8 protein-coding genes are annotated in these 15,403 nt (G+C 44.7%); 1 reads left to right on the top strand and 7 read right to left on the bottom strand.

The window, feature by feature from the left end; all coding sequences use genetic code 11:
* Nucleotides 1-190 precede the first annotated feature (190 nt).
* Nucleotides 191-1,270, top strand: a complete 1,080-nt coding sequence (locus AB657_RS07890) for a hypothetical protein (RefSeq protein WP_047245994.1) — start codon at nucleotides 191-193, stop codon at nucleotides 1,268-1,270.
* On the opposite strand, the gene AB657_RS07885 is transcribed toward AB657_RS07890, so the two are convergent.
* The 7 genes from AB657_RS07885 to AB657_RS07855 form a co-directional block, all read right to left on the bottom strand.
* The gene (locus tag AB657_RS07885) at nucleotides 1,267-2,325 is read right to left on the bottom strand and encodes a nucleoid-associated protein (RefSeq protein ID WP_047245993.1); all 1,059 of its coding nucleotides are present in this window, start codon (nucleotides 2,323-2,325) and stop codon (nucleotides 1,267-1,269) included. The two genes, AB657_RS07890 and AB657_RS07885, sit on opposite strands and share 4 nt — an antisense overlap.
* A gap of 48 nt (nucleotides 2,326-2,373) precedes the next feature.
* Nucleotides 2,374-2,871 (bottom strand): IS1096 element passenger TnpR family protein, encoded by a 498-nt coding sequence (locus tag AB657_RS07880; RefSeq protein WP_047245992.1) that lies wholly within the window; start codon nucleotides 2,869-2,871, stop codon nucleotides 2,374-2,376.
* 26 nt (nucleotides 2,872-2,897) lie between these two features.
* Nucleotides 2,898-3,932, bottom strand: a complete 1,035-nt coding sequence (locus AB657_RS07875; protein ID WP_047245991.1) for a COX15/CtaA family protein — start codon at nucleotides 3,930-3,932, stop codon at nucleotides 2,898-2,900.
* A 104-nt stretch (nucleotides 3,933-4,036) separates the two neighbouring features.
* A complete protein-coding gene (locus AB657_RS07870; RefSeq protein WP_047245990.1) occupies nucleotides 4,037-5,950 on the bottom strand; it encodes an OmpA family protein in 1,914 nt (637 codons plus the stop codon).
* A gap of 10 nt (nucleotides 5,951-5,960) precedes the next feature.
* Nucleotides 5,961-6,914 (bottom strand): PorP/SprF family type IX secretion system membrane protein, encoded by a 954-nt coding sequence (locus AB657_RS07865; RefSeq protein WP_047245989.1) that lies wholly within the window; start codon nucleotides 6,912-6,914, stop codon nucleotides 5,961-5,963.
* A 3-nt stretch (nucleotides 6,915-6,917) separates the two neighbouring features.
* The gene (locus tag AB657_RS07860; protein ID WP_198146891.1) at nucleotides 6,918-13,703 is read right to left on the bottom strand and encodes a T9SS type B sorting domain-containing protein; all 6,786 of its coding nucleotides are present in this window, start codon (nucleotides 13,701-13,703) and stop codon (nucleotides 6,918-6,920) included.
* 255 nt (nucleotides 13,704-13,958) lie between these two features.
* The gene (locus AB657_RS07855; protein ID WP_047245987.1) at nucleotides 13,959-15,398 is read right to left on the bottom strand and encodes a CCA tRNA nucleotidyltransferase; all 1,440 of its coding nucleotides are present in this window, start codon (nucleotides 15,396-15,398) and stop codon (nucleotides 13,959-13,961) included.
* Nucleotides 15,399-15,403 lie beyond the last annotated feature (5 nt).

The following is a 15,403-nucleotide window of genomic DNA, read 5'->3' as shown; positions in this document are numbered from 1 at the left end:
TTCGCCCCTAAAAAACCACAATTTATTAGGCCTACCAATGAATTGTTGCCAATGGGGTGTTAGCTGTGGTATTAATCAATATATATGTTGACAACTTTTATGAAACCTTTAAGAATGTACAGCTAGATCGATTATCTGCACTTTTAACTTACAATCTCTTTATTGTATCTTTATACAAAGAAATCCCAGTATGGAAGAACGATTAATGTCAAAGAAAAAACCGGCATATCCGGTCAGTAAAGAACTGGACGAGTATCTGGAGTATTACAATCGAAAAATTGAGATACCCATATTTTATGACGACTTACTTCGTTTTTCGGGGTCTGTGGCAGTGTACGATAAGAATGATGAGGACACTTTGTGGATACGCGTGTTCTATTCCGAATTTGAAAGAAAGGAAATAGACGAAAGTTTAAAAAAAGTGTATTCTATTTTACTTTCTGATGGTAATGAAAGCATTCACCAATATCTGAATGTGGATTCTGTCGATTTTTGCACCTTCGGAAATTCGAAACCCTTTAGAATTAAGGTAAGGAATATTCTAAATGATAATTTCACCAACTTTTACATAAAAAAAACCGATGCATCGCGCATTTACGGACTAGAGTTGGAGCATATGTTGTCTCCCTATAACCTTAGTTTTTTGGTGTATAAGGATACATTGATAGAAGAACATATTGCGGGTATACCTGGTGATGAGTTTATAAAAAATAATCTTCCTTCCTGTTCCGAGAGAGAGAAGGCCCTATTGGCAAAAGAGTTCGTAAAATTCAACGAGCGTTGTATGATCAGGCTCTTGGGAGATATGAGGTCGTATAATTATGTAGTAGTGGCAACTCATGATTTTGATCATGTAAACTATAAAATACGGGCCATAGATTTTGATCAACAATGTTTTGAAGGAAAACTAAAAGTGTATCGTCCCCAATTTTTTAAAGAGAACTATAAAATGGTAGAGTTGGTAAGGGACAAACTTTTGAAGGATTCTATAGATCAGTATAAATTGGAAGAAAGGTCTATGGTCGCCAAAAGAATTCTGAGTTCGGGCAATAGGATCAAAAAGTTAAGGGCCATTTGTAAGAAAGACCATATCTCCACAGATGAGAACATAGATATGTTAAAAGAGGAAATAGCGGAGCTAACGTCCGATCTCAATTTTAACAAATGCAAGACCATGGGAGAAGTCTTGGATCTGGCCCTTGATTTTGTGCGTCGTAATTACGAGGATGTAAGTATGAGACAGATTATAGAGAACAGAATTAAGGTCTAGCTTTTCTGTTCTTTATTAAAATATACTAGGTAATAGTACATTTGGCGTTCTTCGTCCCACCCTTTTTCAACAAATTTTTCGGCCGATTCAGGATTTATAAAATCCAATTTTATCTGGATATTGGTGTCGAGGTTTATAACATTCTTGATTTTTTTTCTGACATCCGATACAGCCTTATTGGCAATATCAAAGTTAGAAACATCCTCGATACTATATTTAGGCCCTTTTTCTACCTTGTAATGTTTAAATTCGGGTATAAGCTCCGGATTGTCCATTACCTCGTTCAAGAAATTGCTTTCTTCAAAAGAATCGTTTTTTGCAAAATGGTTCACCGCACGGTTCATGAACAATACTTCTTGTTGTTTGTCCTCGGCCGGTAAAACCACGTCTTTTGCAAAATTCTGACAAAACTTCAAGTAGTTTTTTGTCTTAAAGTTATCATCTGACAAAGGTACGGCACCAAGAAAATGGTCTAACCAGTATTTGGTGTCATACTTATTACTATCTACAGAAAGTACTTTGTACCCTTCTTCTTGGTTGACATTAAAAATAAGACATCCTTTGTCCAGTTTGTTAATGTTGATCCCTTGCTGGACAATAATGTCCAAGTTAGATTCATTTTCTTGAAACTGAAGAAAATCGTGTTTTAGCTCACTTTTAAAAATACCAATGGCCTCTACCTTTTCATTATCCAATAGCACGTTAGACAAATAAGTGACGTACACTTCACCACTTTTAATATGTGGATGGTTAGATTGTTCAAATAAATGGGTTGCTATTTTTTTTGAGGACAAGTGCGTGTTTGATGCATCGGAGAACATCTCAATGGCAACCTTGTATATTTCGTTGAATTCTACATCTACCTCATGCGACAGTTTATAATAGTTTTCTTCTTTTTCTCTAAAAGGCTTAAAGAAATACTCTTTTAATAACCCTGTGGTCTCGTCGTTTAACGAAAAAGGCTCCGCGGATAAAAACACGCTTTCACCTTTGTTTTTGTTTCCTACTCTATGAATGGAAATATGTTCAATTTGGGTTGCATATAAATTTATCATGGGTATATATCAGGAGTTAAAAAGGGTTTTGTTTTTTTCAAACGAAAATTAATTCCAATTCTCATCGAAATCTAAATCGTCATAATTCTCAAAAGTATCATCAAAATCGAAGGCGCTGTTTTCGGATTCGAACTTTCTTTCTGGAGGTGACTCTGGAAGCTCCCCAAAACTGAACAATACGTTGGGGTAGGCTCTACCATCTTCTTTTTCTACAATATCGGCCAATTCTACGAAAAAGGTCCACATATTCAGAAAATCATAGACATAGATAAGCTTTGGCGAATTCTCCGTTAGTACATCTTCTAAGAATGTTTCGTTCATCAATCGTACATCAGAACCGGTTTCGCTCATGTCAAAAAGAGCTATCTCCTCATCTTGTTTCCATTCTTCATCACAGGTGTAGAAAGAAGCCATTTCGTTTCCAAGAAAACCAAAAGCCTGTGTAATGGCATTATGAAATTCTTCTAACGAGTTATGAGCCTCTATTTCCAAGTCTCTGAAGATGTCTTCTTCAGCGTCCAGTATTATCCTTATTTTATAGACCATGCCTTATTTTTTGCGGGAAGGCAAAGTTACAAAGTTTTAGGACTTATTTTAGGCTTTAAGGCATCTAATACCAAATAGAACTGTACACCGAACAAAATGGAGGCCAGAACCAAATGTAAAGGCTGGCTCGTAAAGGGGAAATTAAGGTAATACATAGAAATTCCGGAGAACACCTCTACAATGAGAATAAAAAGAATCCAATACATTTTAAAGTGCCCCAGTTTTAACTTATAGATGCGGTAGGCCAATAGGCAATTGATCAAAACTACCAAGATGGAAAAGGAGCGATGGGCATAAAATATAATCGAGGGATTTTCTAGCCACATACTTTTTGAAGTTTCTCCGAACAAGTCTATTTGATGGTCCACAAATTGCCGTACCTGGGCACCCATTGCGATTTGTACAAGGGTGAAACATAGGGCAACAATGGCCATGATCAATGTCTTTTTATCATATATAATCCGCTTGTCCTCGTTGTTGGCCATATATATTATATAAAGTAGCAGGGCAACAATAAACAGTGCCATTATCATATGAACGGTAATTTTAACCGGTTCCAGTACTGAATATACTACTGTGGCCCCTAGCCATGCCTGAAACCCCATAGAAAAAACTACCAGCCAAGAGAGTATGGTAATCCGTTTTTTGGTTTTCCAAAATTTAAAAGATGCTATGGCGAGGGCGAGTGTGGCCAAACCTGCCAGTGCACCACATAAGCGGTTTACATATTCTACCCACGTATGCCATGGGTTAAAAATGGCGTAGTCATGTTTTGTATAGGTCTCCCAGTTTCCCTTGTTATATTCCAAAGAGGTACGAAAATCTTTTTTGGCTACCTGTAAGGTCTCGTTGACAATAATTACTTGGCCTTTTTTAAATTCTCTATTGGGTTCCCATTGTAATTCTGAAGGTTCGGTAGGTGGTATATAATATCCAAAGCATTTGGGCCAATCGGGGCAGCCCATTCCGCTACCGGTCATACGCACTACAGCCCCTGCTAGAATAACTAAATATACCAGTATAAGTGATATTTTAGCGAGTTTTCGGAAGAATTTGGTCATGGTAAAGTGTTTACACAAAATTACCATTCTTTTAAAATATAAGAAAATACTTATGATTTAAAATTCTTCTGAAAAACCTACTTTTTAGGTTAAAAAAAGCGTTGTTATTCTTTAATTATAAATTCTGAACGTCTATTTAATTGGTGTTCTTTATCTGAGCACTTTACGCCGTTGGCACATCTGTTTATAAGTTGTGTTTCTCCATAACCTTTACCGGTAACACGACTACTGTCTATACCTTTGGAAATAATGTAATCTACCGTTCTTTGTGCCCTACGGTTCGATAGCCATAGGTTGTAGTTGTCTTCTTCACGACTATCTGTATGGGAGCCAACTTCAATTTTAACCTCAGGTCTTTTTTGCATGTATGCAACTACCTTGTCCAAATTTTCAAAGGCATCCTTACGTAGATATGAACTGTTCAAATCAAAGTATATGGGGGGCAGTTTTAACACTTTGACCAAATCGGCACCTACCACGGCAACTTTACTCGTCTCTTCCATTTCTAACCGCACATTACTTAGTTCTTTATTGTCTTCTGAGTGGGGCAGGGGGAGAAGACTTTCTTCGTATCCATCCCGATTACCTACAATATTGTACCCGTTTTCTTGACAGGGAACCTCAATTTTAAAAGCGCCTACTTCATTAGTATAGGTTTCACCTATGCTACTCTCTGAGGCATCCAATACAGAAATATGTGTATTGGGCAGAACTTCGTTAGAATCTTTATCGACCGCAATACCGGTTATGTTAACGGTGCAGTCAATCGTCTTTAGGTAATAAATATCATCGTTTCCAACCCCTCCGGCACGATTGGAGGCAAAGAGGCCGGAGTTTGTTTTTTCGTCAAAAATTAATGAAAAGTCATCATTGGGACTGTTTATGGGGTTTCCAAGATTTTTTACGGAGTCTTTCTTTTTTAAATCGAAGGAAAAAAGGTCAAGTCCGCCCAAACCCGGATGCCCGTCAGAAGCAAAATATAAAATTCCCGAATCTGAGACAAAAGGAAAAGTTTCTTTGCTTTCGGTGTTGATCTCGGGGCCCATGTTTTCGGGTTGTCCAAAGCTACCGTCGGCATTGATGTTTACTACAAAAATGTCCGATGCTCCCAAAGTGCCGGGCATATCGGATGAAAAATACAATTTGGTCCCATCACTGTTCAAAGCCGGGTGGGCCACTGAGTATTTATCGCTGTTAAAAGGTAAGTCTTCAATATTTCCCCATATGCCATCATTAAGGGTTGCACGGTATATTTTTAATCTGCTTATTCCTTTTTTATCTCTGCCAAAAGAACCTTTTTTATAGTTGTTTCTTGTAAAATAGATGGTTTTTCCATCTTTAGAAAAGCTTGTGGAAGATTCATTGGCCAACGATTTAAGCTCTTCTGAAAAAGGTGATGGGGTATTGTTTTCCCTTAGCGTAAAATTGGAAGCGGTATAAAGATTTAAGTATGGGGTAGCGGTCCTCGATGTTGTCTCTAAATCTCTTGCTGTAGAAAAGACGAGACCATTATTGTAAAAAGAAGGTGCGAAATCCGATTCTTTAGAATTGACAAAGGTTAAGTTTTCGACGGTATATTCATCCGAAGGGGCCATTAACCCCATAAAGTACTCTACATCCTTATTATGTTTTTGAGCTCTTATATCGTTCTCTTTTTTCTTTCTGAACTTTTTCATCCAACGTATAGAGCCCTCATAATCTTTAGTAGATTTTAAGGCCTGTGCATATCTGTACAGATAATCTGTTTCAATAAAAGTATTCTTTAGTTCAAAAAGTTTGGCATACCAATAGGTCGCCTCTTGGTATTCAGCTTTTAGGTAGGCCGCGTTGCCTAGGTTTTTACATATTTCCTCATCTGACAATCCTTTTTTTGTGAGTTCTTCATAAGTGGACATATCCACCATATATCCATAATGCTCAAAATTATCTTCGGTCAACTTATTTTTCCTATCCTGGGTGAAGCCTACCCTAGGGATAAGAAATAGCAAACAAAGTATGTACGATAAATTGAATCTCATTTTTGTTCGTTTAAAAGAATCTGGGGGTTAGGTCAATTTTGGTATTTTTAAGAAACTCGTATCTAAGAAATATTTCAAAAGAACCATTGTTAAACTTGGTACCTCCTAATTCTGAAATTTCACTATCATAGGCAAGGCCTAACATTAATTGCTTGCTGATTTGAAAACCGAAAAGAGCACTTAAGGCAGCGTCCCATCTGTAGGCCGCCCCCATTGTAAATCTGTCGTTCAGTAAAAAGTTAGCGGAAACGTCGGCCTGTAACGGGGCTCCTGGTGTGGCTTTTAATAAAAAGGCCGGTTTAAATTTTAAGGAAGGAGACATGTTAAAAACATATCCGGATATTAGGTACCAAGTCATTTCATCTACGGAAATAATATTGTTGTTGCCCCCCGAAGAACTGTCAAAGTGTTCCGTTTTCATAAAATTTGGTACAGACAGTCCTGCATAAAATGTATTGGTATGGTAGTAGATACCGGCACCAAAATTCGGAACAAATTTTTTATATAGTTCTGTAGATATGACAGTGCTTGTACTGGCATTGTAATTTCTTAGATTATTGAAATCAATATTTAACAAGTGTCCGCCTGCTTTAATACCAAATGATAGCTTATTTGTTTCAGAAGTCATTATGGTATAGGAAAAAGCGGCATCAAAATAAGTGTTTTGATTGGTGTTGTTCCCTATTTCATCATTCACTATTGATAGGCCCAGACCAACTTTATTCGAAGTAGGGCCATGAATGTTCAGGGTTTGGGTATTTGGTGCGCCATCTCTGCCAAGCCATTGTGATCTATGAAGTGCGGCTATACTCAATACTCCTCTAGACCCTGCGTAGGCCGGGTTTACCGATAGGGTATTGTACATGTATTGTGTGTACTGGGCATCTTGCTGGCAAAAACCGATGTAATGCGAGCCTAGAACAATGATCAAGAATAAAAAGGCGATTTTTTTGATGTTTTTCATCCCTTATCGAATTACATGGAGGTATCCAGTTAATAATTTCTGTTTTCCGTCCGCTTCATATCTTATATCATAGAAATAGACCTCGGTTGGTAGTTCTTTATTTTTCATGATAACGGTTCTTCCATTTGAATATCCATTGAATGCATTAATACCATTTTTGTAACCTTGGGTTTCCCATACCTTTACACCCCATCGGTTGTAGATTTCAACTTTGTTGTTTGGGTATTTTTCTATATTGATAATTTTAAAACTCCCATCCATGGAGTCTCCGGATTTTACCAAGTCTGACTCTACATATATTTCACATGTTACACCATTTGGTGGAGTACCTCCGATAGAATCGCATGGATCAAGTGGGTCTGTGTTGTCGTTTACTTCTTGGCCATCGTTTATGGTGTCACCATCCGTATCGGGGTTTGTGGGGTCGGTACCTCTGTTTACTTCCTGTTCGTTGGTCAGGTTGTCCATATCACAGTCGGTTTGGTTCCATTCCAGGGTAGGTGTCAAGGTTTGGCTTTCCAAAATAAAATCGCAAGGATCCATGGGGTCGGTGTTATCTGTTACTTCTTGCCCATCGGTTACACCATCTCCGTCCGTATCCGGATTCGTGGGGTCGGTACCCAATAGGGCTTCCTCTTCCTCCGTTAGATCGTCGTTATCGCAATCACTGGTGGGCAATGGGGTGCCGCCGATGGAATCGCAGTCGTCGAAGGGGTCGGTTCCGTCCATCATTTCCTGACAATCCAAAATAGTATCTCCGTCCGAATCCAAGTTGGAAATGGTAACGGTTACCGTAGCGGTCGAGTTGGCACCACAAACATTGCCTGTTACGGTGTACGTATAGGTTCCGGCACCGGCGCCCTCGGGGTTGGGGCTCCATGTTCCTAGAGGGTTGTCTGTTCCCAAGAGTGTAAGAAGCTGGGCTTGGGTTACCGTCTCGTTAGGACATATGGAGAGGGTGGCATCGGTTCCGGCATTTGGTTGTATATCCTCGGTAACGGTTACGATGGCGGTCGCATCCTCACATGCGTTTCCGTCAACGGTATAGGTATAGGTTCCGGCGCCTGCCAGAGCAGGGCTCCATGTTCCCCCCGTATCGGGCGTACCTCCGAGTTGGGCAAAGAGCTGTGCAGCGGTCACTGTCTCCCCTTCACATATAGTGAGACTTCCATCGGTTCCGGCGTTCGGTGCTGCTTGTTCGGTTACCACCACTTGGGCCGTATCGTTTCCGGTACAGGGTGCAGTAGCCGGTGCGGTATAGGTATAGGTTCCGGCGCCTGCCAGGACAGGGCTCCATGTTCCCCCTGTATCGGGCGTACCTCCGAGTTGTGCAAAAAGTTGTGCAGCGGTTACTGTCTCGCCTTCGCAGATCGTTAGTGTACCATTGCTTCCTGCGTTTGGTGCCGCTTGTTCGGTGACCACGACCTGAGCGGTGGCATCCTCGGTACAGGGTGCAGTAGCCGATACTGTATAGGTATAGGTTCCGGCGCCTGCCAGGGCAGGGCTCCATGTACCTGCTGTATCGGGCATACCTCCGAGTTGGGCAAAGAGCTGTGTGGCAGTCACTGTCTCCCCTTCACATATAGCGAGACTTCCATCGGTTCCGGCATTCGGTGCCTCTTGTTCGGTCACTACAACCTGGGAGGTGTCATTTCCCGTACAGGGTGCCGTGGCGCTTACGGTATAGGTATAGGTCCCGGCACCTGATAGGGCAGGACTCCATGTTCCCCCCGTATCGGGCGTACCTCCAAGTTGGGCAAAAAGTTGAGCTGCGGTCACTGTGGTTCCCACACATATGGTGAGGGTTCCATCACTGCCCGCATTGGGCTTGGCCTGTTCGGTGACTACCACCTGTGCGGTGGCATCCTCGGTACAGGGTGCGGTGGCGGGCACGGTATAGGTGTAGGTTCCGGGACCATTAGGGGCAGGGCTCCATGTCCCCCCCGGATCATGGGCGCCCAGCTGAGCAGAAAGCTGAGCCTCGGTCACGGTTTCTCCCATACAAATCGTCAATGTTCCGCCTGAACCTGCATTGGGCTTCGCCTGTTCGGTGACCACGACCTGAGTGGTGGCATCCTCGGTACAAGGTGAAGTGGCCGGCACGGTATAGGTGTAAGTCCCGGCACCTGATAGGGCAGGACTCCATGTTCCGCCCGAATCGTGGGCGCCCAGTTGTGCGAACAATTGTGTCTCGGTCACGGTCTCCCCTTCGCAGATCGTTAGGGTTCCATCGCTACCTGCGTTGGGTTTCTTTTGTTCCGTTACTACAATCTGAGCGGTATCATTTCCAGTACAAGGTGAAGTGGCCGACACGGTATAGGTGTATGTCCCGGCACCTGATAGGGCAGGACTCCATGTTCCGCCTGAATCGTAAGTTCCCAGTTGTGCAAAAAGTTGCGCCTCGGTCACTGTCTCGCCTTCGCAGATCGTCAGTGTCCCATCGCTGCCCGCATTGGGCTTGGCCTGTTCGGTAACCACAATCTGAGCGGTGGCATCCGCTGTACAGGGTGCGGTGGCGGGCACGGTATAGGTGTAGATCCCGGCACCTGATAGGGCGGGAGACCATGTCCCCCCGGAATCATGGACACCCAGTTGAGCGAACAATTGGGTTTCGGTCACTGTCTCGCCTTTGCAGATCGTCAGTGTCCCATCGCTTCCTGCGTTTGGTGCCGCTTGTTCGGTGACCACGACCTGAGCGGTGGCATCTAGGGTACAGGGTGCGGTCGCGGTTACGGTATAGGTATAGGTTCCGGCACCGGCCAGGGCAGAGCTCCATGTTCCCCCTGTATCGGGAGTGCCGCCGAGTTGTGCGAAAAGTTGTTCAGCGGTTACGGTCTCCCCCTGGCAAATTGTCAATGTCCCATCAGTTCCCGCATTTGCTTTAGCTTGTTCCATCACGGTTACGGTACTGGTATCGTCCACGGTACAGGGTGCTGTAGCGGGTACGGTATAGGTGTAGGTTCCCGGACCGTCAGGGGCGGGCGACCATGTTCCATTGGTATCCGGGTCACCTCCAAGTTGGGCAAAAAGTTGTGCCTCGGTCACCTTTTCATCTTTACAGATGGTCAGGGCTCCATTGGAACCTGCATCTGGTGTTTCTTGTACCGTCACGACAATCTCTGCCGTATCTTCCACGGTACAGGGTGCTGTAGCGGGCACGGTATAGGTGTAGGTACCTGCCACTTCGGTAGGGAAGGACCACGTTCCTCCCGAATCGTAAGTTCCCAGTAGGGCAAAAAGTTGCACCTCGGTCACTGTCTCACCTTCGCAAATTGTCAGGGTTCCATCGCTGCCCGCATTGGGCTTGGCCTGTTCGGTCACTACCACCTGTGCGGTGGCATCCACGGTACAGGGCGCGGTGGCGGGTACGGTATAGGTATAGGTTCCGGCGCCGTCAGGGACGGGGGACCATGTCCCGCCGGCATCATGGGCGCCCAGTTGTGCAAAAAGTTGGGCCTCGGTCACTTTTTCATCTTTACAGATCGTCAGTGTACCATCGCTTCCCGCATTGGGCTTTGCCTGTTCGGTCACTACCACCTGTGCGGTGGCATCCTCGGTACAGGGCGCGGTAGCGGGCACGGTATAGGTATAGGTTCCGGCGCCGTCAGGGACGGGGGACCATGTCCCGCCGGCATCATGGGCGCCCAGCTGTGCAAAAAGTTGAGCTGCGGTCACTGTCTCACCTTCGCAAATTGTCAGGGTTCCATCGCTTCCCGCAATGGGCTTTGCCTGTTCGGTCACTACCACCTGTGCGGTGGCATCCTCGGTACAGGGCGCGGTAGCGGGTACGGTATAGGTATAGGTTCCGGCGCCGTCAGGGACGGGGGACCATGTCCCGCCGGCATCATGGGCGCCCAGCTGTGCAAAAAGTTGGGCCTCGGTCACTTTTTCATCTTTACAGATCGTCAGTGTCCCATCGCTTCCCGCATTGGGCTTTGCCTGTTCGGTCACTACCACCTGTGCGGTGGCATCCTCGGTACAGGGCGCGGTGGCGGGTACGGTATAGGTATAGGTTCCGGCGCCGTCAGGGACGGGAGACCATGTCCCGCCGGTATCATGGGCGCCCAGCTGTGCAAAAAGTTGTGCCTCGGTCACTTTTTCATCTTTACAGATCGTCAGTGTCCCATCGCTTCCCGCATTGGGCTTTGCCTGTTCGGTCACTACCACCTGTGCGGTGGCATCCTCGGTACAGGGCGCGGTGGCGGGTACGGTATAGGTATAGGTTCCGGCGCCGTCAGGGACGGGGGACCATGTCCCGCCGGCATCATGGGCGCTCAGTTGTGCAAAAAGTTGTGCCTCGGTCACTTTTTCATCTTTACAGATCGTCAGTGTCCCATCGCTTCCCGCATTGGGCTTTGCCTGTTCGGTCACTACCACCTGTGCGGTGGCATCCTCGGTACAGGGTGCGGTGGCGGGTACGGTATAGGTATAGGTTCCGGGACCATTAGGGACGGGGGACCATGTCCCGCCGGCATCATGGGCGCCCAGTTGTGCAAAAAGTTGTGCCTCGGTCACTTTTTCATCTTTACAGATCGTCAGTGTCCCATCGCTTCCCGCATTGGGCTTTGCCTGTTCGGTCACTACCACCTGTGCGGTGGCATCCTCGGTACAGGGCGCAGTGGCGGGTACGGGATAGGTATAGGTTCCGGGACCATTAGGGACGGGGGACCATGTTCCGCCCGAATCGTAAGTTCCCAGTTGTGCAAAAAGTTGTGCCTCGGTCACTTTTTCATCTTTACAGATCATCAGTGTACCATCGCTTCCCGCATTGGGCTTTGCCTGTTCGGTCACTACCACCTGTGCGGTGGCATCCTCGGTACAGGGCGCAGTGGCGGGTACGGTATAGGTATAGGTTCCGGGACCATTAGGGACGGGGGACCATGTTCCGCCCGAATCGTAAGTTCCCAGTTGTGCAAAAAGTTGTGCCTCGGTCACTTTTTCATCTTTACAGATCATCAGTGTCCCATCGCTTCCCGCATTGGGCTTGGCCTGCACGGTCACGATAACCTCTGCCGTATCGTCCACGGTACAGGGTGCGGTGGCGGGTACGGTATAGATATAGGTGCCCGCAACTTCAGTAGGGGAGGACCATGTTCCAGTAGTATCCGGGTCACCGCCGAGTTGTGCAAAAAGTTGTGCATCGCTCACTGTCTCGCCTTGACAAATTGTAAGGGCTCCATTGGAACCCGCATTGGGCGCCACCTGCACGGTTACGACAACCTCTGCCGTATCGTCCACGGTACAGGGTGCGGTGGCGGGTACGGTATAGGTGTAAGTGCCCGCCACTTCGGTAGGTGAGGACCATGTTCCTCCCGAGTCGTAAGTGCCCAGCTGTGCAAAAAGTTGAGCCTCGGTCACGGTCTCGCCTTCACATACTGTTATAGCTCCGTCTGTACCAGCGTTGGGAGCTTTCTGCTCCGTAATCGTCACGGTGGCATGTTGGGTATACCCTTTGCCGTCCCTTATGCCATAGATAAAACTATCTGAACCCGTATAACCAGAAGCAGAAGTATAACTGATGTAGTCATCGATAGGGTCTGTTGGTGTGCCATTGGTATCGACGGTGGCCGATCCTGCACTAGGGGAGCTCACAATAAAGATACTTCCGGACGAAGGCCCGTTTCCTTCAAAATCATCATTGGAGAGAACATCAATGTCAATAGTTCCTTCTTCGCAGACCGAAGCGATATCGTCTGTTGTAGTCGGAAAATAACTTATCGTAGGGTCATTTTCGGTATTTCCATCGGTATCGATACCATCATCCGATAGGTCGCTTACATCGTTGGTTCCGTAGGGGCTGTCGGCCAGTACACTTACTTGATTTATAACGCCTCCCACTTGCAATACCGGGTCGGTAAGGGAAAAGCTAGCGGAATAGGTTGCCGTTTCACCAGCTTCGAGGCTGCCTTCGGTAGAACCCTCGGAGGCACTGACGAAGGTAGGGCCACTGATTAGGGTAAGGTTGTTCGAATCTATATCGGTAAAAGTATCGGTAAGGGTTATATTGCTAAGAGTAGTATTTCCTGTGTTCTCTATCGTAATGGTATAATCTAGGGTATCTCCGGTACTGACGGGGTCGCTAAAGTTTTCGACCACCGTTTTGGTGGCTTCGATTTTAGGGTCGGCAATGATCAGGTCGGTAAGAACAAACTCTACTTCATCGATGGCTGGAACCAACCCCAAGAGACTCAACAAACCTCCGGTCACGTTAACCTCCATTTCAATGGACTGGGTAACCTTATCTACCCGTAAGCTGCCTCCGCCTGTTCCGTTATTTATTCCATCTTCGCATTCACCTCCGATACTGGCCAAAAGGGCATCATCGTCGATATTAAAGCGGGTTGGGGTTGATTGAAAGATAGGCCCGTTGGATTCTAGTTCCGTCCAAGTGCCGTTGGTACTAGTGAAATTTCCCGTGGCGGAACCTCCGCCAAGAATGGGAAGAATGGAATAGGTTCCTACCTTATCTACGTGTAGGATGGGCTCTACGATATATACCGGATCACCGGTTACGGCATCAAAGAAATAGAAACTAATAGTACCGGTAGCAAATGAGCTGGCGGATATTTCCAGGGATAGATTTCCGAAGACATTAGGGTCACTATAGGTAGCGGCACTGGTACAGCCCATAATTTCTGAACCGTCAATGGAAGCACCACCCGAAACCCTAGCTTCGACACGAACCGAGCTATCATTGGTTACCGACTCCCAAACGGTAGATGATACCTTTGTCCATTCAGTCGTCTGTTGTGTGTATGCAGATGTGGTTGTCATGAATATCAAAAACATGACAAACAGTCTAAATTCTTTTACTCTGTAAGTTAAATTGATTATTTGGCGTAAAGTCATTCTTTGTATGAATCCCTGAATTTATTTAAATATTTGAGTTAATCATTACCTTAGGGTTAATACATAAGTAGGTTGTTGTAAAAGTAATCTTACAAAATTGACTAATGAACAAAATGTTGTAAAGAACAGAAAACAAATAGTAAATAGGGTATTATTTGTGGATAGCTGTTAAATTACCTTGTGTGGAAGGTTTTTTTATTGTTTCTTACCTTGAGGAAAATTAATGGGAACAAGTCCGAGAGATTTGCCCTTTATTATCATATATTCTTTGGCCGCATTATATTCATTAGGGATTTCACCTTCCAAAATAGCCTCTTTTATGGCTTCTTTTATGATTCCGATTTCTTTTGACGGCTTTAGGTCGAATGTCTGCATAATCTCCTCCCCAGTTATAGGGGGTTGAAAATTACGTACCCGATCACGTTCTTCGACTTCTTCTATTTTTTCCCTGACAAGTTTAAAGTTGTTTTTATACCTGCGCTGCTTTTTGGGATTTTTTGTGGTGATATCTGCCTCGCATAAGGTCATCAAATCATCAACATGTTCTCCTGCATCGAAAATTAATCTTCTGACCGCAGAATCGGTAACGAATTCTTCGGCAAGTACAATAGGCCTAGAACTCATTAGAACCAATTTTTGTACATACTTCATTTTATCATTAAGAGGCATTCTTAATCTTTTAAAAAGTTTGTACACCATTTTGGAACCAACAAACTCATGACCATGAAAGGTCCATCCTATTTTTTTATGAAAACGTTTTGTTGGGGCTTTGCCGATATCATGCAGCAGTGCCGCCCATCTTAGCCAAAGGTTGTCCGTTGCCAAAGAAATATTGTCCACAACTTCCAAGGTGTGCCAAAAATTGTCTTTATGGCGTTGTCCCTCTATCTCCTCGATACCTTGCAGTGCAGTAAGTTCTGGTAATATAATTTCTAAAAGTTCAGTTTTATGAAGTAAGGAAAATCCAATAGAAGGCTTTTTGCAGCACATTATCTTGTTTAGCTCATCAACGATACGTTCTTTTGATATAATCTTTATACGGTCTTTATGAGCCGTAATCGCTTGTAAGGATTCTAATTGAATATCAAAATCCAATTGGGTGGCGAACCTAATAGCCCGCATCATTCTTAAGGGGTCATCGGAATAGGTGATACCGGGTTCTAACGGTGTTCGGATCAATTTGTTCTTTAGATCTTCCAAACCGTTAAAAGGATCCAATAATGTACCCCAAGTTTTTTCATTTAAAGAAATAGCCAAGGCATTAATGGTAAAGTCCCTTCTTTTTTGGTCGTCTTCCAAAGTGCCGTTTTCTACTACCGGCTTTCTACTATCCCTATGGTAACTTTCTTTTCTGGCCCCAACGAACTCAAGTTCTAAATCTTCATGTTTTACCATGGCGGTTCCAAAATTTTTGAATACCGACACTTGTGGTTTTCCTGGTAGTTTTGAAGCAACTTTTTCGGCAAGTTCAATGCCACTGCCGACCGCGACTATATCTATATCTTTTGCGGTACCCCTTTTTAGTATGTAATCTCTTACAAAACCACCGATTACATACGAATCCATGTTAAGTTCATCGGCAGATTGGCCAATAATCTTAAAAATTTTGTTGCTTAAAGCTTTTTTGTAGTCCATTAGAT

It is taken from the genome of Maribacter thermophilus, assembly GCF_001020565.1.
In the GTDB taxonomy this organism is placed as follows: domain Bacteria; phylum Bacteroidota; class Bacteroidia; order Flavobacteriales; family Flavobacteriaceae; genus Maribacter; species Maribacter thermophilus.
This window is presented reverse-complemented; position numbering and strand designations above follow the sequence as displayed.

Coding starts and splice junctions, on each gene's coding strand:
- AB657_RS07890 (WP_047245994.1), top strand. CDS start 191: ATGGAAGAACGATTAATGTCAAAGAAAAAACCGGCATATCCGGTCAGT.
- AB657_RS07885 (WP_047245993.1), bottom strand. CDS start 2,325: ATGATAAATTTATATGCAACCCAAATTGAACATATTTCCATTCATAGA.
- AB657_RS07880 (WP_047245992.1), bottom strand. CDS start 2,871: ATGGTCTATAAAATAAGGATAATACTGGACGCTGAAGAAGACATCTTC.
- AB657_RS07875 (WP_047245991.1), bottom strand. CDS start 3,932: ATGACCAAATTCTTCCGAAAACTCGCTAAAATATCACTTATACTGGTA.
- AB657_RS07870 (WP_047245990.1), bottom strand. CDS start 5,950: ATGAGATTCAATTTATCGTACATACTTTGTTTGCTATTTCTTATCCCT.
- AB657_RS07865 (WP_047245989.1), bottom strand. CDS start 6,914: ATGAAAAACATCAAAAAAATCGCCTTTTTATTCTTGATCATTGTTCTA.
- AB657_RS07860 (WP_198146891.1), bottom strand. CDS start 13,703: ATGTTTTTGATATTCATGACAACCACATCTGCATACACACAACAGACG.
- AB657_RS07855 (WP_047245987.1), bottom strand. CDS start 15,398: ATGGACTACAAAAAAGCTTTAAGCAACAAAATTTTTAAGATTATTGGC.